Annotated in this window: 25 protein-coding genes; all 25 read left to right on the top strand. The window is 51.9% G+C overall.

Annotation, left to right across the window (positions count from 1 at the left end; translation table 11 throughout):
* Positions 1-4 precede the first annotated feature (4 nt).
* The gene (gene fliJ / locus MKX63_RS31195) at positions 5-448 is read left to right on the top strand and encodes a flagellar export protein FliJ (protein ID WP_340940068.1); all 444 of its coding nucleotides are present in this window, start codon (positions 5-7) and stop codon (positions 446-448) included.
* Between the two features lie 18 nt (positions 449-466).
* On the top strand, positions 467-1411 hold the full coding sequence (locus MKX63_RS31190; RefSeq protein WP_341022690.1) for a MotE family protein: 945 nt from the start codon (positions 467-469) through the stop codon (positions 1409-1411).
* Between the two features lie 22 nt (positions 1412-1433).
* A complete protein-coding gene (locus tag MKX63_RS31185) occupies positions 1434-2909 on the top strand; it encodes a flagellar hook-length control protein FliK (protein ID WP_341022689.1) in 1476 nt (491 codons plus the stop codon).
* Positions 2910-2936: 27 nt separating this feature from the next.
* A complete protein-coding gene (gene flgD, locus MKX63_RS31180) occupies positions 2937-3488 on the top strand; it encodes a flagellar hook assembly protein FlgD (protein ID WP_341022687.1) in 552 nt (183 codons plus the stop codon).
* Positions 3485-3868: a TIGR02530 family flagellar biosynthesis protein gene (locus MKX63_RS31175; RefSeq protein ID WP_341022685.1), complete on the top strand. Its 384-nt coding sequence runs from the start codon at positions 3485-3487 to the stop codon at positions 3866-3868. Before flgD ends, MKX63_RS31175 begins: the two co-directional genes overlap by 4 nt.
* A 122-nt stretch (positions 3869-3990) precedes the next feature.
* Positions 3991-4809 carry a flagellar basal body rod protein FlgG gene (gene flgG, locus MKX63_RS31170; RefSeq protein ID WP_341022684.1) on the top strand — a complete coding sequence of 273 codons (819 nt, stop codon included), beginning with the start codon at positions 3991-3993 and terminating at the stop codon, positions 4807-4809.
* Between the two features lie 73 nt (positions 4810-4882).
* Entirely contained in the window at positions 4883-5107 is a 225-nt protein-coding gene (locus MKX63_RS31165) for a flagellar FlbD family protein (protein WP_036724671.1), read from the top strand.
* A complete protein-coding gene (locus MKX63_RS31160; RefSeq protein ID WP_341022681.1) occupies positions 5104-5571 on the top strand; it encodes a flagellar basal body-associated FliL family protein in 468 nt (155 codons plus the stop codon). Before MKX63_RS31165 ends, MKX63_RS31160 begins: the two co-directional genes overlap by 4 nt.
* A 40-nt stretch (positions 5572-5611) precedes the next feature.
* Positions 5612-6610, top strand: a complete 999-nt coding sequence (fliM, locus tag MKX63_RS31155) for a flagellar motor switch protein FliM (RefSeq protein WP_036692509.1) — start codon at positions 5612-5614, stop codon at positions 6608-6610.
* The gene (fliY, locus tag MKX63_RS31150; RefSeq protein ID WP_341022680.1) at positions 6600-7934 is read left to right on the top strand and encodes a flagellar motor switch phosphatase FliY; all 1335 of its coding nucleotides are present in this window, start codon (positions 6600-6602) and stop codon (positions 7932-7934) included. Before fliM ends, fliY begins: the two co-directional genes overlap by 11 nt.
* A gap of 26 nt (positions 7935-7960) precedes the next feature.
* A complete protein-coding gene (locus MKX63_RS31145) occupies positions 7961-8326 on the top strand; it encodes a response regulator (RefSeq protein WP_036692515.1) in 366 nt (121 codons plus the stop codon).
* A 9-nt stretch (positions 8327-8335) separates the two neighbouring features.
* Positions 8336-8866 (top strand): flagellar biosynthetic protein FliO, encoded by a 531-nt coding sequence (locus tag MKX63_RS31140; protein ID WP_341022679.1) that lies wholly within the window; start codon positions 8336-8338, stop codon positions 8864-8866.
* Positions 8863-9627, top strand: a complete 765-nt coding sequence (fliP, locus tag MKX63_RS31135; protein ID WP_341022677.1) for a flagellar type III secretion system pore protein FliP — start codon at positions 8863-8865, stop codon at positions 9625-9627. The genes MKX63_RS31140 and fliP overlap by 4 nt, the downstream gene beginning before the upstream one ends.
* A gap of 22 nt (positions 9628-9649) precedes the next feature.
* Positions 9650-9919 (top strand): flagellar biosynthesis protein FliQ, encoded by a 270-nt coding sequence (gene fliQ / locus MKX63_RS31130; RefSeq protein WP_036692523.1) that lies wholly within the window; start codon positions 9650-9652, stop codon positions 9917-9919.
* A gap of 4 nt (positions 9920-9923) precedes the next feature.
* Positions 9924-10715, top strand: a complete 792-nt coding sequence (gene fliR, locus MKX63_RS31125) for a flagellar biosynthetic protein FliR (RefSeq protein WP_341022675.1) — start codon at positions 9924-9926, stop codon at positions 10713-10715.
* 22 nt (positions 10716-10737) lie between these two features.
* A complete protein-coding gene (gene flhB, locus MKX63_RS31120; RefSeq protein WP_341022672.1) occupies positions 10738-11832 on the top strand; it encodes a flagellar biosynthesis protein FlhB in 1095 nt (364 codons plus the stop codon).
* A 20-nt stretch (positions 11833-11852) separates the two neighbouring features.
* A complete protein-coding gene (gene flhA, locus MKX63_RS31115) occupies positions 11853-13886 on the top strand; it encodes a flagellar biosynthesis protein FlhA (protein ID WP_341022670.1) in 2034 nt (677 codons plus the stop codon).
* Positions 13883-15301: a flagellar biosynthesis protein FlhF gene (flhF, locus tag MKX63_RS31110; protein ID WP_341022668.1), complete on the top strand. Its 1419-nt coding sequence runs from the start codon at positions 13883-13885 to the stop codon at positions 15299-15301. Before flhA ends, flhF begins: the two co-directional genes overlap by 4 nt.
* Positions 15298-16179, top strand: coding sequence for a MinD/ParA family protein (locus MKX63_RS31105; protein ID WP_341022667.1), 882 nt, complete (start codon positions 15298-15300; stop codon positions 16177-16179). The genes flhF and MKX63_RS31105 overlap by 4 nt, the downstream gene beginning before the upstream one ends.
* Positions 16180-16214: 35 nt before the next feature.
* Positions 16215-17603: a protein-glutamate methylesterase/protein-glutamine glutaminase gene (locus tag MKX63_RS31100; protein WP_341022664.1), complete on the top strand. Its 1389-nt coding sequence runs from the start codon at positions 16215-16217 to the stop codon at positions 17601-17603.
* Positions 17604-17637: 34 nt separating this feature from the next.
* Positions 17638-19728, top strand: coding sequence for a chemotaxis protein CheA (locus MKX63_RS31095; RefSeq protein WP_341022663.1), 2091 nt, complete (start codon positions 17638-17640; stop codon positions 19726-19728).
* A gap of 27 nt (positions 19729-19755) precedes the next feature.
* Complete coding sequence (locus MKX63_RS31090; protein WP_036692546.1) at positions 19756-20217, top strand: chemotaxis protein CheW; 462 nt, start codon at positions 19756-19758, stop codon at positions 20215-20217.
* A gap of 3 nt (positions 20218-20220) precedes the next feature.
* Entirely contained in the window at positions 20221-20847 is a 627-nt protein-coding gene (locus MKX63_RS31085; RefSeq protein ID WP_341022661.1) for a chemotaxis protein CheC, read from the top strand.
* On the top strand, positions 20840-21337 hold the full coding sequence (locus MKX63_RS31080; RefSeq protein ID WP_036724701.1) for a chemotaxis protein CheD: 498 nt from the start codon (positions 20840-20842) through the stop codon (positions 21335-21337). The genes MKX63_RS31085 and MKX63_RS31080 overlap by 8 nt, the downstream gene beginning before the upstream one ends.
* Before the next feature lie 2 nt (positions 21338-21339).
* Positions 21340-21750: a hypothetical protein gene (locus MKX63_RS31075; protein ID WP_341022659.1), complete on the top strand. Its 411-nt coding sequence runs from the start codon at positions 21340-21342 to the stop codon at positions 21748-21750.
* The last annotated feature ends 1 nt before the right edge of the window (position 21751 follow it).

Genomic DNA, 21751 nt, shown 5'->3' with positions numbered 1-21751 from the left:
GATCATGAGATTCCATTATACTTTTCAAAAAGTGGTGGACTTGAAGGGTAACGAAAAAACACAGGCAGAGTGGATGCTCTCAAGCGCGCTCGGAGAACTGCAGGCACAGGAAAAAAGCCTTGATGAATTAATCGGCCAGCGCAGCACGCTGATGTTGTCCCTGCAAAGTGCAGCACAGCAGAAGACACCGATGGCTAAGCTTCGCGAAATGCAGGATTACGTGGATTATCTTGATAAATGTATTGCCCGCAAGCATTCTGACATTAGCCGGGCACATGTTGAGGTTCAGAATAAGCAGGACCACCTGAGTACGAAGGTTCTGGATGAGAAGGTATGGCTCAAAGCCAAAGACAAAGCACAAACCGCATTTCTGCAGAATATGAGTTTACGGGAACAAAACGAACTGGATGAGATGGCTACCGTCCGCTTCGCGATGAAATCCCTCTAACCCGGGAGGTTTCCGCCAGTGGCAAATAATCAGATGGAATTTGAAGATGAAGGGTCGGCAGGCAAATTTGAGCGTTTTTTGTTCTTGATGATTCCAATCATTTTCACGCTTGTACTGCTTGGGGTATTGTTGACCCTATTTAATATGGATATCCGCAATAACGTGCTGGCGATTGCTAACAAAATTCCTATTGTAGAAAAATGGGTGCCTGATCCGCCTGCGGACCCGGCAGCGCCGGGTGATGCCGCAGAGAAACCGGCAGAGAGCAAAGAACAGGCTGCCAGCTCTGCCAGCACGATTAAAGAACTCAAAGCTCAGCTTGCTGCCGGGGAGGAGAAGCTGAAGAAGGCGGAGGAAGACAAGGCAGCGGAGGTCACCAAGGCCGAAGCGCTTCAAAAGCAGGTTGATGAGTTAAAGACTGCTGCTGAAACAGTCGCAGCCCCCGAAGATGAGGAAGATCCTTATCTGAAGAAAGTGACGGATCTGGCCAAGCTGTATGCCGGGATGAAGGCCTCCAAAGCGGCACCGATTATGGAGAATTTGACTACCGAAGAGATGGTACAAATCTTCAGTGTGATGAATAATGCCAGCAAATCGGCCATCCTGGAAAAAATGGATGCCAAGAAAGCGGCAGATGTCTCCATAAAGCTAAAAGAAACCACAAATTCAACCGATATGGCTATTGCAGCCCTGCAATCCCGGCTAAAGCAGGAGGCGGGTACGGCTACACCCAAGCCTTCAGCTAATCTGGATCAGGAGAAGCTAGGCCAGACGTTCACCAGCATGCCCGCTGCGGATGCAGCAGTACTGCTCGGTTCCATGTACAGCCTTAGTCCGGATAAAGTCATTACGGTCCTGAATACGGTCAGTGACTCGGTCCGTTCCTCCATTCTGGGGGAGATGACCAAGAAAGACAGCAAGCAGACAGCCAAAATCGTCAACCGTCTGATGGGCGGAAAATAAACTTTGAAGGGAGGTGAAAAAGATGAGTATTATTCTACAAACCTTAACCGCAGGCAATCTGGCAGCTTCAGGCGGAACCACGCAGGGAAATACCGGGACGGTTAATCCGGCTACGCCATTTGCCCAGACGCTTGTACAGAGCATGGTAGGAGTTACAGCTGTCAAAGGCACTGAGACTCCTGTAGCCAGTAATTTGGCTTCATTATTACAAGGACTTCTGAGTGCTGTTCAGGCTAAGGGAGAAGAGGCAGGCAGTACAGATGTCAAGCAAACGAATCTGCTGGAAGGTCTGGTGCAGGATATAAAGAAGCTGGACACCAGTCTGGAAGCTGATCCGGCGCTAATTGCAGCGCTTCAAGGCTGGCTGCTTCAAGTATCTGCTCTTGTGTCCGGTAATCCCTCTACAGATTCGCAGGATGCTGGATCGACTGCTTCTAAAGCTTCAGCCGGCTTGTCACCGCTTGCTCAGAACCCAGAAACCTTGCGCTTTGCCGTTCAGGATGAACTGAACAGCCTGGTTCAACGGGTTCAGACGGCAGCTGTCAGCGGCGATCAGGAGACTGCTGCCAAAGGAGCGGCGCTTCTGAATCAATTCTCGGCTATTATGGCGGAGAGTGCGCCTGTTAATCACAAGTCCATGGCTAACAAGGCTCCAGCAGTTGTTGATGCTCCAGCGGTGCTGCTTAAGCAGGCAACGGGAAGCGAGCCCAAGGCGGAAATGTATAGCAAAGCAGATTTGGCAGCGGATGTCCGTAGGCTATTGGGAGCTTCAGCGAGCACTCGTTCTATGCTGGATGCAGCGGCTGCAGCTGGCAATTCCGAAGCTGTAACTGTACCTGAGGGTTCAACTCCTAGTGCCACGGTAGTGCCTGCCGCATTGAAGGGGACAGTGCCTGCCGAAGATCCTTTGCTCGCTGGCGATGGGACGACTAAGGAGCCTGAGGTTGTAACGGCCGGCCAATTATCTCTGCGGCACGGAATTACTGCCCCGCTGAAGGCGGAAGCCGCACCGGTGCCAGTCCAGCAATTCGCCCAGGAGATGAACACCTTCATCAGCGGTAAGCTTGAGATCGTCAAGAAGGGCGGAGTGGCTGAAGCTACGATTACCTTATTCCCGGAGAATCTTGGACAAGTGGATGTGAAGATTACCATGCAAAACGGAAATCTGGTGGCACAGTTCATGACCCAGCATGCCGGAACCAAGGATATGCTTGAGCAGCAGATGAGCCAGCTTCGTATGGCATTGCAGTCCCAGGGACTTCAGGTAGAGCGCCTCGAAGTGACGCAGAACAACAACTCCCCTCAGTCGCAGTGGACCGGAGGACAGGGCCAGCAGGCAGGCGCGGGCGGACAGCAGCAAGGCAGACGTTCACGGGAACGCCAGGAAGAATCGGCAGATGCCGTGCTTGCCGCAGAACTTAATGGAGAATGGAAGGACTGGGTGTCAGCAGCTCAGCAGGACAGCAACCAGAGCGGCGGATTCTCGACCAAGATTTAATGATAATAACAAGTGAGGTGAAATGATATGGCAACGACTCCCGTGTCTAACAGCAACCAATGGAATTATGTAGCGAATGATAAAACACCTAAGAATACAGGCACCTCTACACTGGGCAAGGATCAGTTCTTGAAAATACTGATTACACAGTTGCAGAACCAGGACCCGACGCAGCCGATGGAGGATAAGGAATTCATCGCTCAGATGGCGCAGTTCTCATCCGTAGAGCAGCTTATGAACATCTCCACCCAGCTTACAGCATTGAATCAGTCTCTTGGCTCGGTGTCAGGATTGATTGGGAAGGATATCACCTGGGCGGATGCCGAGACAAAATTGCCGAAATCGGGCAATGTTGAATCGATTGTTGTCAGCAGCGGTGTACAATACGCAGTGGTAGGCAAGGAGCGGATTGCTTTAACGGATATTACGCAAATTCAGAATGCCGGCACTACACCTCCAGCGGGCAGCGAGACACCTGCGGGTAGCGAGACACCTGCGGGTAGCGAGACACCGGCAGCCAGTGGGACTCCCGCAGCCAGTGAGACTGCCGCAAGCGGGGAGAGCGGGGAAACATCATGAGCGACAGAATAACTATCGGGCAGTTATATCCGGCAGCTGTCCATCCTTCCGTTCTGCAGCGTCAGCAATCTGTTAAGGGTTCCACAAGTCCAGAAGCATCGTTCGAGAGCGTGCTGCAGAAGAATATGCTGAAGTTCAGCAACCATGCAGCCAAACGACTGGAGCAGCGGGGAATCGAGCTTGGCAGCCGCCAGTTGGATCAGATTTCTTCGGCAGTAGACAAAGCAGCCGCCAAGGGCAGCAAGGAATCTCTGATTCTTATGAAGGACATGGCGTTGATTGTGAGTGTAAAGAACCGGACAGTGGTTACAGCGATGGACGGTAATTCAATGAAAGATAATGTATTCACGCAGATTGACAGTGCAGTAATTATATCTTAACTCGGCTGGTCCTTACTGGAGAGCCGAAAGTGGCTGCCGACCGACTGACGCGGCCACCGCTCCAGCTTCATCTTTTAAATCTTAAGAGTCAGAAGACTCTATAACCGGGAGGACGATTAATCATGTTAAGATCTATGTACTCAGGGGTTTCAGGTATGCGCGGATTTCAAACGAAGCTCGATGTCATTGGTAACAATATTGCGAATGTTAACACCATTGGCTTCAAGTCAGGACGCGTGATGTTCAAGGATATCATGAGCCAGACCGTCTCGGGCGTTACAGCACCCGTGGATGGTGGTCAAGGCGGCGTCAATGCCAAGCAGATTGGTCTTGGAGTGTCCATCGGTTCTGTCGACACCATGCATACAGCTGGCAGTGCGATGACTACCAATAATCCTACAGATCTGCGGATCGACGGAGACGGGTTCTTTCTGGTAAAGCTCACGGGTGACCAGGATGTACCGTTCCTGACCCGCGCTGGAGATTTCCATGTGGATGCCAGCCGCAATCTGATTACATCGGATGGCTTACATGTCGTTGACTCCGGAGGTGAAGTCATTCAGCTCGCTGATGACGTTACGGCATTCTCTATCTCCAGTGACGGAACGATTGTGCAGACTATGGCAGACGGTACTACAACAGCTGGTGTTCAAATCGGCATTGGTAAAGTCAGCAATCCGCAGGGACTTGAAAAAATAGGCGGCAACCTGTACCGGATGTCCTTAAATGCGAATGCTGAAGGTGCGCTGGAGCCGACAACTGCCAATAATGCAGAAGTGGGAACAGGTACTATCGTTGCCGGCCAGCTGGAGATGTCCAATGTGGATCTGACAGGCGAGTTTACAGAAATGATTGTTACCCAGCGTGGATTCCAGGCGAATTCGCGGATTATCACTACTTCCGATGAAGTATTGCAGGAAGTAGTTAATCTGAAGCGTTAAGCTTGAATTTTAATATGTAACTTGCAGTCGTGGGGGAGGAGCTCCTCCCCCTATTTAGGTTAGGAGGCCTGTCATGATTTCGGTAACAAGATTGAACGGGGCGGGGATGTGGCTGAATGCCCTGCTGGTTGAAATGGTTGAGGAATCACCGGACACGTACATTACGCTGGTAACCGGCAAAAGGCTGATCGTGCTTGAAAAGGCCGATGAAGTCATTAGCAAGATCAAGGAATATAACAGGGACATAGGCACACACGCTGCCACCATTAAAGTCCAGTCAATGGAGGAGCTTTCATGAAAAAGATGCTGCCATGGCTCATCACGATATTGCTGGCCGTTACACTTATCGTAGTCGCTGCATTCTTATTGATGGACAAATTTTTCCCTGGTGACGGGAATGCAGTGAACAAGGCTGTCCAGAATGTGGAGACGAAGAAGATGACGGCTGATCAAATTGTTGAGATGACAGCCGAAATCAAAGATATCAAAACCAACCTTGCCGATCCCGATTACATCCTTTCAGTTGACATCGCGCTGCAATTAGACTCGGCGTCGTCCAAGGAAGAATTCGAAAAGATAAAATCTATTAAAATAACACCGCTGATTATCAAAGCGATTGCCGATGCCAAACCCGAGGAGCTGAATGGGGCCAGCGGCAAAGATCAGTTCAGCAGCAAGCTGGTGAACATCATCAACAAGAATTTGACTGAAGGTTCTATCACCCAGATTGAATTCACCAAATTTATACTGGCACAAATGTAGCTGCAGGCGGGTCAATTCTTTGATGGGGGGGTGATTGAAATTGGTTGATGTACTATCACAAAACGAAATTGATGCTCTGCTTGCCGCACTTTCATCCGGTGAAATGGATGCCGACGAACTTAAAAAAGAAGAAACCACTAAAAAGATCCGCTCCTATGATTTCAAACGGGCCGTACGCTTCTCCAAAGATCATATCCGCAGCTTAACCCGGATTCATGATAACTTTGCCCGCTATCTTACAACGTACTTTTCGGCCCAATTGCGCACCTTCGTGCAGATCAATGTCGTTCAAGTAGAGCAGCTCCCTTATGACGAGTTTATCCGCTCCATTCCCAAAATGACGATATTGAATATTTTTGAGGCCGAGCCGCTGGAGGGCCGAATGGTGATGGAGGTGCATCCGAATATTGCTTTTGCCATGCTGGACCGTCTGCTTGGCGGCTTCGGAACGGCACCTTCCAAAATCAATGCGTTGACTGAAATCGAAACGACCATTATGGAGAGGATTTTCAGCAGATGCTTTGAAAGTCTGCAGGAAGCCTGGAAGACAGTGCTTGATATCCATCCCCGGATGGAGGCGCTGGAAACGAATCCGCAGTTTATGCAAATTGTATCGCCCAATGAAACGATTGCTCTGATCTCCCTCAGTACCAAAATAGGAGACACGACGGGGATGATCAACCTCTGTATCCCGCACGTTGTGCTGGAGCCGATTATGTCAAGGCTCTCCGTGCACCAGTGGTTTGTCTCCGAGAAAAAGGTGCGGGATGAGGTGGAGCTCGAAGCCATCCGGGCAAGAGTTCACCGGGCGCAGCTTCCAATCGTGGCTGAGCTGGGCGAATCGAATTTATCCATTGCTGAATTTCTCGGGCTCAGCATCGGCGACGTGATTTCTCTTAACAAGACGGTGGATTCCGGTCTGTCGATTAAGGTGGGGGACAAGCTGAAATTCATTGGAAGTCCGGGGATGATCAAAGAACGTGTGGCTGTGCAAATAGACGAGATTGTCAGCGAAGGGGTTGAAGAGTTTGACGAGTAAAGATTATTTGTCCCAGGAAGAGATAGATGCTCTTCTTAGACAGTCTGCGGAAGGCAATTTGGCTCCTTCACCGAAGACCGTGGATGATTACTTAACACCTTTTGAACAGGATGCACTGGGAGAGATCGGCAATATCACCTTCGGAAGTGCGGCAACGGCACTCTCTACCCTGCTGGGTAAGAAGGTAGACATTACTACCCCTAAGGTATCCATTATTACACGCGGAGAGTTCGAGGAAGCCTTTCCCAAACCTCATGTAGCTGTTCACGTACAGTATGTTGACGGTTTCCAGGGCATTAATTCTCTGGTTATCAAGATCAGGGATGCACAGGTCATTGCCGATTTGATGCTCGGCGGCGAAGGAGATCCTAAAGACGAGGAACTGAACGAGATTCATATCAGTGCAGTGCAGGAAGCGATGAACCAGATGATGGGCTCGTCCGCTACCTCAATGTCAACGATCTTCAACAGATTCGTCAACATTTCACCACCAGGCATTGACATTCTTAACATGTCAAGCGGAGAAGGTGTAGGCAGCCTGCCGGATGATGAGACTCTCATCCAGATTTCCTTCCGCCTCAAGATCGGCGATCTGATTGATTCCACCATCATGCAACTGCTGCCTGTACAATTCGCCAAGGATATGGTGACCATGCTGCTGGGCGATGTCAGCCAGGCTGACCAGGAAGCGGCCGTCTCCTCTGCGGAAGCAACGCCGCCTCCGCCTCAGGCAGCCGCACCAGCGCCTGCACCGGAACCACCGCAGGCACCGCCTACAGCCCAGCAGCAGATGCCTGCGCCGGAGGCGGGAGGGTACCCGCCGCAATATCCGCCGCAGGGTCAGGGCATGCCGCCTTATCCGGGAATGCCGGAAGGGGGATATTATTATCCTCCCGCAGGGATGCCGGCGTATGGCATGCAGGGCATGCCGCCTTACGGAATGCCGCCGCAGGGCACGCCCTATCCGCAGCCTCAGCCGCAGAATCCGGCACAGGGCCGTAATGTAAATGTGCAGCCTGTACAATTTGCAAATCTGAGTGCAGGGGCTTTTGGCAATATTGACGAAAATAATTTAAATTTATTGATGGACATACCACTGAAGGTAACCGTAGAATTAGGAAGGACCCAGAAGCAGATCAAAGATATTCTGGAAATGTCGCAAGGTTCAATTATTGAACTGGACAAGCTGGCAGGTGAGCCTGTTGACATTCTGGTTAACAACAAGCTCATTGCCAAGGGGGAAGTCGTAGTTATCGACGAGAACTTCGGTGTCCGCGTTACGGATATCGTCAGCCAGTGGGACCGTATACAAAAATTACAATAAGCATACTTAGGGAGGATTTTGTAAAAATGGCTAACCGAATTCTAATCGTGGACGATGCAGCATTTATGAGAATGATGATCCGGGACATTTTGTCGAAGAACGGATTTGAGGTAGTGGGTGAGGCCCAGGACGGTTCACAGGCTATAGAGAAATTTAAGGAACTGCGTCCGGATCTGATCACGATGGATATCACCATGCCTGAAATGGACGGAATCGCCGCCCTTAAAGAAATCAAAAAAGTAGATGCCAATGCCAAAGTCATTATGTGTTCAGCCATGGGTCAGCAGGCTATGGTTATTGATGCAATCCAGGCCGGTGCCAAGGACTTTATTGTGAAGCCTTTCCAGGCAGACCGTGTCATTGAAGCCATCAACAAAACGCTGGGTATATAGGAACGAGGTATGTTATTTGCTTCCGGAACGCTCGGAGACAGTAGTAATGCCCTGCTGAATTTATTGAAGGTTGTTTTTGTTCTGGCAGTCATTGTTATTCTTATCGTGCTGCTGATCCGTTTTCTGGGACGCCGCAATCAGACTCTGATGAGCGGCCGTTCCATCCGTACGCTGGGTGCGCTGGGGCTGGGTCCGAATAAGTCGGTTCAGGTCATTGAGCTAGGCGGCAGCCTCTATCTGATCGGAGTGGGCGAGGACATCACCATGATGGATAAGATCACCGATCCGGCAGAGGTGGCGCTGATTATATCCTCTTTTGAAGACCAGGCCTCAGGAACGGACAACTTCATTGCACCGCTTATCGCCAAAATCAAGGCCAAGCTGCGCGGTGAGGTGCCGTCCCAGGAAATCGAGATTCATGAGACTTCGTCTTTCTATGAGACGCTGCAATCCAAGCTTGCCCTGGCGCCAGAGCGCAAGGAGAAGCTGGAGGAACTGCGCAGGGATGAGGATCTCAGGAAAGAGTCGGAGGATTTATGAAAAAAAAGCTGATTCTTTCTTTTCTATTGCTGGGTATTTTCAGCGTGCTGCTCCTGCATCCGGTTCATGCTGACCCGATTCCTAATATCAATATCTCGGTAGGGGACAACGATGCTTCAAGCGGGGGGACGAGCTCCATCTCCATCCTGCTGCTGGTAACGGTGCTTAGCATTGCTCCTTCATTCCTGGTGCTGATGACCAGCTTCACGCGGATTGTAATCGTACTGGGGTTCGTGAGAACCTCACTGGGTACACAGCAGATGCCTCCGAACCAGGTGCTTGTAGGACTGGCTTTATTCTTAACCCTGTTCATTATGTCGCCCACGCTGGCAACGGTGAACGAGACGGCCTTACAGCCCTATATGAAGGGCACTCTGACCCAGAGCGAAGCACTGAACAAAGCGCAGGAGCCGATTAAGGAGTTTATGTTCAAGCAAACGAATACGAAGGACCTGCTGCTGTTCATGAACTATACCGGCAATAACGCTACAGTGAAGCCAGCCAGCTATAATGATATTCCTTTAACAGTAATGGTACCTGCTTTTGCAATCGGCGAGATGAAAAAGGCATTTACCATGGGCTTTATGATTTTTATTCCTTTTCTTATTATTGATATTGTGGTGTCCAGCACCCTGATGGCCATGGGGATGATGATGCTGCCGCCGGTAATGATATCTTTGCCTTTCAAAATTATGCTCTTTGTGCTGGTGGACGGCTGGTACCTAGTAGTCAAATCACTGCTGCTGAGTTTTAACACCTGACTTGTAAGAGGAGGTACATGGGATGAATGCGGAGTTTATTATCGGCCTGGCCGGCCAAGCCGTATATTTAGTGCTGGAGACCAGCGCCCCCATGCTGATTCTTGGTCTGGTGGTAGGACTGATCGTCAGTATTTTTCAAGCCACAACCCAGATTCAGGAGCAGACCCTGGCGTTTGTTCCCAAAATCGTTGCCGTACTGCTTGCTCTACTGCTGTTCGGTCCGTGGATTATAACGAAGCTGGTGGACTTCACCAGCCAAATTCTGGGCAGTCTCTATATGTATATCGGTTGAGTCTATGAATATAGAGACCCTAATGCAAAGTTTTCCTGTCTTTTTGTTGATTTTTTGTCGAATTACCGCCTTTTTTGTTGTCGTTCCTGTCTTTTCGTCGCAGAGCGTGCCGACAACGTTCAAAATTGGTTTGTCTTTTTTTGTATCGATGGTCATCTTCAGCTCAGGCAGCATGAATATTACAGTTCCGCAGGATCTGGGGTTTATCCTCCTGATTATCAGGGAGGCTTTAATCGGGCTGCTGCTTGGGTTTATCGCCTACCTGATGTTTATGACGATTCAGACTGCGGGCTCTTTTATCGATATTCAGATCGGGTTCGGGATTGCGAACGTCATTGACCCGATGACCGGGGCTTCGGCGCCGATTATCGGTAACTTCAAGTATATGATTGCACTGCTGCTGTTCCTGAGCATGAATGGCCACCACTACCTGCTGGATGCTATCGTATATAGCTATAAATGGGTGCCGATAGATAATGATCTGTTCCTCAAAATGATTGGCGGAAGCTTATCTGAGTTTCTGATCCGCACCTTTGCTCAATCCTTTATGCTGGCCTTTCAAATGTCGGCACCGCTGGTCGCTGCACTGTTCCTGACGGATGTAGGCCTGGCCTTCCTGGCGAGAACGGCTCCGCAATATAATGTGTTTGTCATCGGTGTTCCGCTCAAAATCATTATCGGTCTGGCGCTGCTTCTTATACTGATGCCGGGGATGGCTGCGCTGTTCCAGAATCTCTTCGAGATTATGTTCGAGTCCATGCACAATCTGCTTGGCCTCATTGGGAAGAGTCCTTAGGCTACGGTAAGGAGAGATTGTCTTGGCAAAACAGGCAAGATACAAACTGGATCTACAGCTCTTTGGGGGAGATAAGACAGAGAAAGCTACTCCGAAGAAACGGCAGGATGCCCGCAAGAAGGGGCAGGTTGCAAAAAGTGCTGAAATGTCAGGTGCAGTGGTCCTCTTCTCGGCGCTGCTGTCACTGAGCGTCTTCGGCGGCTTCATGAAAGAACGGTTTATCAAGCTCTACACAGATGTATTCCAGAACCGGATGATGCTTGAGGTAACACCGGAGAATATCTCTACGCTCTTTAACCAGTACGGGCTGCAGATCCTCATTCTGCTCGCTCCGCTGCTGGGCATCACCTTCCTGCTGGCGCTCGTGGCTAACTTCGCCCAGGTAGGCTTCATGGCTTCAGGCGAAGGAATTACGCCGAAGTTCAGCAAGATCAACCCCATCAAAGGCTTCAAAAATATTTTTTCCATGCGTTCCGTAGTAGAGTTCCTCAAATCTATCTTCAAGCTCATCCTGATTGCCTATCTGGTTTACAGTACGCTTTGGGGAGAGAAGGAGAGCTTTGCACGCCTCTCGCATGTCGATGCGGAAGGGGCATATGCCTTCGTTGCGAAGCTGACCATGAGCCTGGGCATCAAGATTGCAGCGGCTCTTTTTATAATGGCTGTACTGGACTATATCTATCAGAAATACGAGCATGAAAAGAGTCTGAAAATGTCTAAGCAGGACATTAAGGATGAGTACAAAAAGATGGAGGGCGACCCCATCATCAAAGGCAAGATCAGGGAACGTCAGCGCAGAATGGCGATGCAACGGATGATGCAGGAGGTCCCCAAGGCCGATGTAATCATCACGAACCCGACCCACTTTGCAGTTGCCTTGAAGTATGACGGTTCCACAATGGAGGCTCCTCAGATTATAGCCAAGGGCCAGGATTATGTGGCACTCCGCATCAGGGAACTGGCCAAGGAGCATGGTGTTGTAACGATGGAGAATAAGCCGCTGGCACGGGCATTGTTCCAGAGAGCGGAGATCGGTGATGTAGTGCCGGCCGATCTGTTCCAGGCAGTTGCCGAAGTGCTGGCCTATGTATATAAGCTTAAAGGCAAGAGGAGATAAGCCGGGGGAGGTTAAGGACATTGAAAGCTAAAGATCTAACAGTTCTACTGGGCATTATCGGTATCGTGCTTATGATGATTCTGCCCATCCCTGTCTGGCTTTTGGATGTACTGTTAATTATCAATATCTCGATAGCCCTGACCATTATATTGGTCGCTATGAATACCAGAGATCCGCTGCAGTTCTCAATATTTCCTTCACTGCTCCTGATCACAACGCTGTTCCGCTTAGCGCTGAACCTGTCAACCACCAAGCTGATTCTGGCTGATGGCCATGCCGGGGAGGTCGTAGCGACCTTCGGAAGCTGGATTGCCAGGGGACAGATCGCTATCGGGTTCATTGTCTTCCTGATCCTGGTTGTGGTTCAGTTCATTGTTATCACCAAGGGTTCGGAGCGTGTGGCCGAGGTAGGCGCCCGCTTCACACTGGATGCAATGCCCGGTAAGCAGATGAGTATTGATGCGGATTTGAATGCAGGGATGATCAATGAGCAGCAGGCACGGGAACGCCGCCGTAATGTCGAACGCGAAGCGGATTTCTTCGGAGCCATGGATGGTGCGAGTAAGTTCGTCAAAGGGGACGCCATTGCCAGTATCATCATCCTCATTATCAACCTGATCGGCGGCTTCATCATCGGTATGACCGTTCACGGGATGTCGTTCCAGACAGCACTCTCAACCTACTCTGTGCTGACCATCGGTGACGGTCTGGTCAGCCAGATTCCGGCCTTGCTGATCTCCACGGCTTCGGGTCTGATCGTTACCCGTGCGGCTTCGGAGGGCAATCTGGCCGAGGATCTGACGGGACAATTGCTGTCCTATCCGAAGCTTCTATACATAGTGGCTGCGACCATTGCGTTTTTGGGGTTCTTTACCCCGATTACCGTCATGTCCACGCTTCCTTTGGCGGGGCTGATGGCATATGCGGCTTACAGTATGGGACAGAAGGCCAGCAGGCAGCAGATTGCCGATGAACAACTGGTCGAGGAGAAGCAGATCGAAGAGGTACGAAGTCCCGAAAGTGTTATCAATCTGCTTACGGTGGACCCGATCGAATTCGAATTTGGTTATGGTCTGATTCCTTTGGCGGATACGGGGCAGGGCGGCGATCTGCTTGACCGTATCATCATGATTCGACGGCAATGTGCACTGGAGATGGGTCTTGTTGTACCTGTTATTCGCATTCGCGACAATATTCAACTAAAACCGAATGAATATGTCATCAAAATTAAAGGAAATAACGTTGGCGGCGGTGAATTATTACTTAATCACTATCTCGCCATGAGCCCCGGTTATGATGACGAGTCGATTAGCGGGATTGAGACTATTGAACCATCCTTCGGGCTGCCTGCCCTATGGATCGATGAGTCGGTGAAGGAGCGGGCTGAGTTATCCGGTTATACCGTGGTAGATCCGCCTTCCGTAGTAGCCACGCATCTGACCGAGCTGATCAAACGGCATGGACACGAATTGCTGGGCCGTCAGGAGACGAAGCAGCTGGTCGACAATCTGAGGGAGAATTACCCTGTGCTGGTGGATGAACTGATTCCCTCCATTCTTGCTGTCGGGGATGTTCAGAAGGTACTGGGCAAGCTGCTGCGGGAGAAAATATCGATCCGCGACCTCGTCACCATCTTCGAGACGCTTGCCGATTACGGCACGTATACCAAGGACCCGGATATTCTGACTGAATATGTGCGGCAATCCCTCTCCAGACAGATTACCCAGCAGTTCTCTCAGACGGGGGAGACCCTGCGTGTTATTACAGTAGGTCCCGGGCTGGAGAAAAAGATTTCCGAGAGCGTGCAGCAGACCGAGCAGGGCAGCTACTTGGCGCTTGATCCGGTATCTACCCAAACCGTCTATCAGCGGCTTACGGAGCAGATCAACCGTCTTCTGCAATCCGGCCAGCAGCCGATTGTACTGACCTCTCCAACGATTCGCATGTATCTGCGCCAGGTGATTGAGCGGACCATGCAGGATATCCCTGTGCTGTCCTACAGCGAGCTGGAGCCAAACATTGAAATTCAAAGCGTCGGGGTGGTGAACTTATGAGAGTGAAGCGTTATGTGGTCGATACGATGCCTGACGCCATGCATTCGATCCGCAGCGAGCTTGGAAGCGATGCCGTTATTTTAAGCACCAAAGAAATAAAGGTTGGCGGATTCATGGGCATGTTCACGAAAAAGAAGATCGAGGTTGTAGCTGCAGTGGAGAACGGTGCAAAGGCGGCTGCGCAGGAGAAGATTCCTGCACCGCCGCTGAACATACCGCGAAATGCAGTGCCGGAGGCCTATCAGAAGGCTGCTTCAGCAGCTGCCCCTCCTCTCCCGCCGCCTGTGACGGTAAGGGAGGCGGCAGCAGCCAAGTCGTTTGCCGAGATTGCCGCAGCGCTGGCTGATCCGCTGGAGCAGGGCGGAGGTGTAGCGGTGATGCCGCCTTTAGCCAAGACTGAGCCGCCGGATATCCGCACTGAGGATATTACAGCAGGCCAGCCGTCTGTAACACAGCCGGAGGAGAGCCGGAGGAAGCTTGCAGCCATCTATGATCCGCTTGCGGCAGAACAGCCTGAACCTGAGAGTGCCGCAGCCACTGAGAGTGATGTCCTGCGGGAAATCCGGGATATGAAGCAATGGATGGAACGTATCGCACGTTATTCCTCAGGGGCTGCCGAGCTGCCGGATGCGCTGGAATCCTTACGCAGCCGCCTGATTGACCAGGAGACTGACGCTGTTCTCGTAGAGGAATGGATCGGATATGTTCTGGAGCGTTACCGTGAGGAAGGAAGCAGCTGGGGGCCGGAGCAATTTGAGGCTGTGCTCAGAGAGCAGATTGACGGCTTTCTGGCGGGACGCATTGCCGGCGGTATTGCCCCGGATACGCGGATTGTTTATATTGCGGGGCCGACTGGGGTCGGCAAGACAACAACGATCGCCAAGCTGGCAGCGGAGCAATTGTTCAAGCAAGGCCGCAAGGTTGGGCTGATTACCTCGGATACTTACCGGATATCGGCCGTTGAACAGCTTAGAACCTACGCCTCCATTCTCAACATGCCGCTGGAGGTTGTGCAATCACCGGGCGATCTGCAGCGGGCGATGTTCCGGCTGGAGAGCTGTGATCTGGTGTTAATGGATACTGCCGGACGGAATTACCGCAATGAAATCCTGGTGGCTGAACTGCAGAGTCTGCTCGCCAAGGAGCTTAAGAGCGAGACACTGCTGGTGCTGAGCCTGACCTCGAAGAGCCGTGATATGAAAAAGATTGCAGAGCACTTCGGCAGATATCAGCTGGACAAGGTAGTATTCACGAAGCTGGATGAAACGGGCAGCTTTGGCCCGCTGTTCAATGTCTTGAATGATTATCCGCTGAAGCTCTCTTATATTACCAACGGACAAAATGTTCCGGATGATCTTCTGATGGCCACCGGGGAGCAGATTGGCGGCATGCTGCTGGGAACAGGGGGCGGGTGATGGACCAGGCGCAGGCATTAAGACGGCTGGTTTCCAGCCAGGATACAAGGCAGGCTCCCGGAAGCGGTGCCTCCGCCCGGATCATCACGGTATGCAGCGGGAAGGGGGGAGTCGGGAAGTCGAATTTCACCCTTAACTTCGCGCTTGCGCTGAAGGCCATGGGACGGAGAGTGCTTCTGTTCGATGCCGATATCGGCATGGCCAATATTGATGTCCTGATGGGAGTCTCCTCCAGATACAATCTGTACCACCTGCTCAAGCGGGAGGCGGAGATCGGACAGATTATTCAACTCGGACCGCAAGCCTTACCCTTCATTGCAGGGGGCTCCGGGATGGACGAGCTGTTCACACTCTCTGAGGCGGATCTGAACTACTTTACCACACAGATTGCAAGCATTGCCGATACCATGGATTTTATCCTGTTTGACACAGGGGCGGGGCTGTCCAAGGAAACGATGAAATTCATCACTTCTGCCGACGACTGCCTGGTGGTGACCACGCCAGAGCCTACCGCAATTACAGATGCGTATGCACTGATGAAGGTTGTTCATAATACGCATCCGGAGGTCTCATTCAGGCTGATTGTCAATCAGGCAGGGGATGAACGGGAGGCGCGGGCCACCAGTGACAAAATCCGGATGGCAGCCAGCCGCTTCCTGCAGCTTGAGCTTCCCTTCCTCGGTTACATCAGCAGTGATCCGCATGTAGTACAGGCTGTTAAGAAACAAATTCCATTCTCAGTGGCTTTTCCGAACAGTATTGCAGCCAGGGATGTGCAGAGGCTTGCGCAGAGCTATCTGGCTGCGGATTCAGTAGAAACCGCTAAAGTACAAGGCATCAAGGGATTCATCAGCAAGTGGTTGAAACGAAACAGATAATTGTTCTGAATTTAAGGGACAGAGGTGGAAAAGCTATGAGGCCATATAAAGTTCTGGTTGTTGATGATTCTGCATTCATGCGCAAGATCATTTCCGATTTAATAGAGAATGATGCCGACTTTCAAGTCACAGCGACAGCTGCCAACGGACGCGAGGCGATTGAGAAGGTTAACGAGCTTCGTCCGGATCTCGTAACCATGGATGTGGAGATGCCTGAGATGAATGGCCTGGAGGCGCTCAAAAGTATCATGGCCCAGCATCCGCTCCCGGTAATTATGCTGTCCGGCATCAATGAAGAGGGGATGAAGGAGACGATTCTGGCCTTGGAGTGGGGGGCTTTCGATTTCATCCGAAAGCCGTCCATTTCAAACTCCCAGGATATCATCGCTGTCGGAGAATCCCTCCGGGAGCAGATGAAGGAGGCGATGATGGCGCGCGAGCGGCGCGAAGCCCGCGCCTCCTCCGTCAAGTTGCCTGAGCCTCCTCCTCCCGCTGCTGAATCGTCTGCTCCACGGGCTGTTGTGGAGCCGGTGAGACGGAAGCTGGAGCCGTCCAAGAAGGAAGCGGATAAAGCGCCGCTTCAGGGCACGGAGAAGCCGAGGGTCAGGGCACCGCTTGAACCGCCGGCTGACAAACGCAAGCCGGAAGCCCGCACTGAGCCGCCCACTGCGAAGCGGGTGGTCAAGCCTGCGCCGGCAGCGCCCAAACCGGCTCCCGACAGGCTCAAAGGCCGTCCCCAGGAGGCGCAGGGTGCCGGATGGGCTGGACAACGGGCGGCTGCTGAAATGGCTGCCGGCTCATTCGCGGAACCTCCTGCAGCAGGAGGCCAGGCAAGCGGAAGCAGGGGCGTGCGCAAGCTGGTAGCTGTAGGCTGCTCAACCGGAGGTCCGAGAGCGCTGAAGGCGTTCCTGGAGAACATCCCCGGCGACTTCCCGGCACCGATTGTCATTGTCCAGCATATGCCGCCTAACTTCACCAAATCGCTGGCCCAGCGCCTGAATACCTTTAGCGCACTGGAAGTCGCTGAAGCGGAACAGGGTATGGTTCTCCGGCAGGGTGCGGCGTATATTGCCCCCGGCGGCTATCACCTCACAGTGGTACCTGCGCCTGGCGGCCAATACATGATAGAGCTTACTAAGGAAGAGGTCCGCAATGGACATCGTCCTTCTGTAGATACACTGTTTGAATCGGTATTGCAGCTTACCTCGCTGGAACGTCATGCCGTCATTATGACGGGGATGGGCAGCGACGGAGCCCGGATGATGAAAGCACTCTATGATTCGGGGGTGACATCTACCTTTGCAGAGAGTGAAGAAACCTGTGTGGTTTACGGAATGCCGAGGTCTGCAGTAGAGTTAAAGTGTGTAAGACACATCCTGCCTTTGCAAGAAATTGCGCCAAGGCTGGTACAAGCCGTTAAATAATGGAATAGCGAACTCGAAGGGGAGGTACCCGCTCATGGACATGAACCAATACTTATCCATGTTTATTGATGAGTCAAATGATCATCTGCAGTCTTTGAACGAGAGCATGATGGGGCTGGAAGCGAATCCGGAGGATCTGAGTATTGTTCAGGTGATTTTCCGCTCCGCCCATACCTTGAAAGGTATGGCGGCTACAATGGGTTTTGAAGATTTGGCTTCGCTTACGCACCAAATGGAGAATGTGCTCGATCTGGTGCGCAATAACAAACTGCGGATGCAAGACTTCATTTTTGATACCCTGTTCAAAAGTATTGACGCTCTGGAATCCATGGTGGAGGATATTACCGGCGGTGGAGCGGGCAAGGCCGATGTAACAGCCATTGTCTCATCACTGCAGGCCATCGTACGCGGAGAGGTTCCCTCTGCCGGCAATGCCTCTGCTGAAGTCACTGCTGCTGCATCCGGCAATGCCAGCGCAGCCCAGGTGTTCCTGGATGAATTCCAGTACTCTGTGCTGGAGCAATCCCTTCAGGAAGGCCATCAGGTGCTCTATGTAGATGTGGCGATCCGGAAGGACTGTCAGCTCAAAGCCGTACGTGCCTACATGGTCTTCGACCTTCTGGAGCGTTCAGGAGAAGTCGTGAAATCCTTCCCTTCGGTTCAGGACATAGAGCAGGAGAAATTCGATTACGGATTCTCCCTCTACTACATAACCCAAAAGGATGCAAGTGAAATTCAGAAGATGATTCTGAATCTGTCGGAGATTGAAGCGGTCACCGCTGTGGCGCTTGATCAGGAGTCACTTCGCCAGATGGGACAAGACACTGCAGCAGCTACAGCCGAAGCGCCTGCCCCTGCTCCGGTGCAGGAGGCTGCTCCGGCAGCTGCGGGTAATGCTTCCCCTGCGGCTTCTCTGCATCCCAAGGAAGAGAACGGCAAAGCTGCCCCGGCCCGGGCTGGAGGAGCACCGTCGCCTTCCCGGACCATCCGTGTTGATATTGAGCGGCTGGATGTGCTGATGAATCTGTTTAGCGAGCTGCTGATTGACCGTGTCCGGCTGGAGCAGCTGGCCTCAGAGGTGCAGAACGGCGATCTTACCGAAACGGTCGAGCATATGGGCCGGGTGAGCGGAGATTTGCAAAATATAGTCATGAAGCTCCGCATGGTTCCGGTGGATACCGTATTTAACCGTTTCCCGCGGATGATCCGTGATCTGGCGAAATCGCTGGACAAGAAGGTGGATTTAATCATCACCGGAGCCGATACGGAGCTTGACCGTACGGTGATTGATGAGATTGGCGATCCGCTGGTGCATCTGCTGCGCAATGCAGTAGACCACGGGATTGAATCCATCGCGGACCGGGTTGCTGCCGGGAAGCCGGAGACAGGCACTGTGCAGCTGCGGGCCTTCCATAGCGGCAATCATGTCTTCATTGAGATTGAAGAGGATGGCAAAGGTATCTATCCGAAGAATGTACTGGCCTCTGCCGTCAAAAAGGGTGCGATTACCCAGGAGCAGGCTAATACAATGTCTGATGATGAAGCATACCAGCTGCTCTTCGCGCCGGGCTTCAGTACAGCTGAGGTAATCTCCGACGTATCAGGCCGTGGCGTAGGTCTGGATGTGGTCAAAGCCAAAATCTCTTCGCTGGGCGGTAACGTCACCATCTATTCAACACCTGGCAAAGGTACGAATTTCTCTGTTCAGCTTCCGCTGACCCTGTCAATCATTGCAGCGATGCTGGTCCGGCTTGGTTCTGAGAAATATGCCATTCCGCTCTCTTCCATCGTAGAGACAGGAATTGTGAAGCAAGCCCAGATCCGCACCATTCACGGCAACCGGATGCTGGAGTTCCGGGGCAGCCATATTCCGCTGGTCTCCCTGAGCAAGATCTTCTCCGTTCCGGACTATGATGAAAGCACGGAAGAGGAGACAGAGATCGTGGTTGTCCGCAAAGGAGAACGGCTGGTTGCCCTGGCTGTGCAGGACTTCATTGGCCAGAACGAAATCGTAATCAAGAACCTCGGCAAGTATCTGCCTGAGGTGCAGGGAATTTCCGGAGCCACGATTCTTGGAGACGGACAGGTAGCGCTTATTATCGATCCGAATGCTTTTATCAAATAATCAGGTTAGAACAGGGAGGCTCATTCCATGGCTGAAGATATCAAAGTAATTGTATTCAAGCTTGGCACTGAAGAATACGGCATTGAAGTAGAGAAGGTCCAGACGATTGAACGTATGATGCCGATTACCCGCGTACCGAAGACCTATTCCTTCATCAAAGGTGTGATCAATCTGCGCGGCGTCGTGATTCCGGTTATTGATCTGCGCGGACGCTTCGGCATTGAGGAAGCGGAACACACGGACCAGACCCGGATCATTATCGTCAATGTGAATGAGATGGAAGTGGGCTTCATTGTCGATTCAGCCAACGATGTCATCGACTTGAACCGTGACATTATCGATGTACCGCCGGATGTTGTTGGCGGCATCAAGGCGAAGTATCTGGACGGGGTCGCCAAAATCGGGGATGACCGTCTGCTGATTATGCTCAACCTGTCTGAAGTGCTGAACAAGAGTGAAATCGTGCAGCTGGAAAGCCTGGAGGGCTAGCCTATGGAGCTATTCAAGAATTTCAAAGACTTCAAAATGGATGTGCTTAAGGAAGTAGGGAATATCGGGGCCGGCAACGCAGCCACCGCCTTATCCCAACTGCTCAATAAGCCGATTGACATGGCCGTCCCTAAGGTACAGCTGCTCAGCTTCGAGGAAATCACCGATAAGGTGGGCGGAGCGGAGGAGCTGGTATACGCGGTATTCCTGCGTGTGGAAGGTGAAGCCCCGGGGAACCTGTTCTTCATTCTTACCCCGGAAGCGGCAAGCAACCTGCTTAGCCGGATTGCCGGCATTGAAGTCTCCGGCGGCGATGAGCTGAGTGAAATGGAATTATCCGCACTAAGCGAGATCGGCAATATTCTGGCCGGCTCTTATCTCTCTTCCCTGGCGGACTTCACCTCCTTGAGCATGTATCCGACAGTGCCGGCGCTTGCGATGGATATGGCCGGAGCCATTCTTGGCTACGGGCTGCTGCAGTTCGGTCAGATGGGTGATGATGCGCTGCTGATCGATACGACTTTTTTAGAAGGCCAAAATGAAATTGAAGGACAATTCTTCCTCATTCCCGATCCGGAATCGTTCCCCAAAATATTCAAGGCTTTAGGAGTACCGTTCGACAATGATTGAAGAGCAGAGCATCATTAAAGTAGGGATGGCGGATTTGAACGTAGGCAGCCAGGACAGCCTTATCCGTACGACCGGTCTTGGCTCCTGCGTAGGTCTAACTCTGTTTGATCCTGGTAAAAAGCTGGCGGGGATGGCTCATGTCATGCTGCCTTCGTCAGAGATTGCCCGGGAGGGACAGCTGAATATCGCCAAGTTCGCAGATACTGCTGTACCTGAGCTTTTGGCCCGCCTGCTGGGGCTGGGAGCGGTTAGAAGCCGGATTGTGGCCAAGATGGCCGGAGGCTCGCAGATGTTTGCTTTTGCCGGAGGGAGTGACACCATGAGGATCGGGCCTCGGAATGTGGAATCCTGCAAGCTTGCTCTTGAGAGCCTTCATATTCCGCTTATCGCGGAGGATACGGGCGGCAATTATGGGCGCACGATAGAAATCTCCTGCAATACCGGAGTGATTTTTATCCGCAGCGTTCAAAAAGGCCCGAAGGAAATTTAGCCATGAGCAGGAAACTATTGCTGAATATTGTGGCCGGACTGATCGGATTTGTACTAACCTTCCTTGCTAACAACGGGCAGAACCTGCTGGGTACCAGCCTGATCCGGGGCATGTACGGATTTATTATCTGGTTTGTGCTTGCTTTTTGCCTGAGATGGGTATTGGGTTTTATTATCGGAAAAGAATCCTCAGACCCGGAAGCCGGTTTGTTCGATAACGGAGAGTCTCTTGGCGTGAAGCTTGATATTAGTACACCTGAAGAGGATCAGGAGCTCAAGGACCTGCTTACCCCAAAACGGGAGGCGGCCAGTGAAGAGCCAGGGGGATTCACGCCTTTGCAGCCTCCGAAGCTAGTCTCTATGAAAGATCCTGAAGAATTGGCCAAGGCCGTTCGTCACCTGAAAGAAGAATAAG

Source organism: Paenibacillus sp. FSL R7-0179 (assembly GCF_038002265.1).
Lineage (GTDB): Bacteria > Bacillota > Bacilli > Paenibacillales > Paenibacillaceae > Paenibacillus_AQ.
Note: the sequence above shows the minus strand (reverse complement) of the source record. Positions and strands in the feature narration are given on the sequence as shown.

Bases quoted from the DNA above. Each gene is read 5' to 3' on its own strand.
- fliJ (WP_340940068.1), top strand. From the start codon at position 5: ATGAGATTCCATTATACTTTTCAAAAAGTGGTGGACTTGAAGGGTAAC.
- MKX63_RS31185 (WP_341022689.1), top strand. From the start codon at position 1,434: ATGAGTATTATTCTACAAACCTTAACCGCAGGCAATCTGGCAGCTTCA.
- flgD (WP_341022687.1), top strand. From the start codon at position 2,937: ATGGCAACGACTCCCGTGTCTAACAGCAACCAATGGAATTATGTAGCG.
- MKX63_RS31175 (WP_341022685.1), top strand. From the start codon at position 3,485: ATGAGCGACAGAATAACTATCGGGCAGTTATATCCGGCAGCTGTCCAT.
- flgG (WP_341022684.1), top strand. From the start codon at position 3,991: ATGTTAAGATCTATGTACTCAGGGGTTTCAGGTATGCGCGGATTTCAA.
- MKX63_RS31165 (WP_036724671.1), top strand. From the start codon at position 4,883: ATGATTTCGGTAACAAGATTGAACGGGGCGGGGATGTGGCTGAATGCC.
- MKX63_RS31160 (WP_341022681.1), top strand. From the start codon at position 5,104: ATGAAAAAGATGCTGCCATGGCTCATCACGATATTGCTGGCCGTTACA.
- MKX63_RS31145 (WP_036692515.1), top strand. From the start codon at position 7,961: ATGGCTAACCGAATTCTAATCGTGGACGATGCAGCATTTATGAGAATG.
- MKX63_RS31140 (WP_341022679.1), top strand. From the start codon at position 8,336: ATGTTATTTGCTTCCGGAACGCTCGGAGACAGTAGTAATGCCCTGCTG.
- fliP (WP_341022677.1), top strand. From the start codon at position 8,863: ATGAAAAAAAAGCTGATTCTTTCTTTTCTATTGCTGGGTATTTTCAGC.
- fliQ (WP_036692523.1), top strand. From the start codon at position 9,650: ATGAATGCGGAGTTTATTATCGGCCTGGCCGGCCAAGCCGTATATTTA.
- fliR (WP_341022675.1), top strand. From the start codon at position 9,924: ATGAATATAGAGACCCTAATGCAAAGTTTTCCTGTCTTTTTGTTGATT.
- flhF (WP_341022668.1), top strand. From the start codon at position 13,883: ATGAGAGTGAAGCGTTATGTGGTCGATACGATGCCTGACGCCATGCAT.
- MKX63_RS31100 (WP_341022664.1), top strand. From the start codon at position 16,215: ATGAGGCCATATAAAGTTCTGGTTGTTGATGATTCTGCATTCATGCGC.
- MKX63_RS31095 (WP_341022663.1), top strand. From the start codon at position 17,638: ATGGACATGAACCAATACTTATCCATGTTTATTGATGAGTCAAATGAT.
- MKX63_RS31090 (WP_036692546.1), top strand. From the start codon at position 19,756: ATGGCTGAAGATATCAAAGTAATTGTATTCAAGCTTGGCACTGAAGAA.
- MKX63_RS31085 (WP_341022661.1), top strand. From the start codon at position 20,221: ATGGAGCTATTCAAGAATTTCAAAGACTTCAAAATGGATGTGCTTAAG.
- MKX63_RS31080 (WP_036724701.1), top strand. From the start codon at position 20,840: ATGATTGAAGAGCAGAGCATCATTAAAGTAGGGATGGCGGATTTGAAC.
- MKX63_RS31075 (WP_341022659.1), top strand. From the start codon at position 21,340: ATGAGCAGGAAACTATTGCTGAATATTGTGGCCGGACTGATCGGATTT.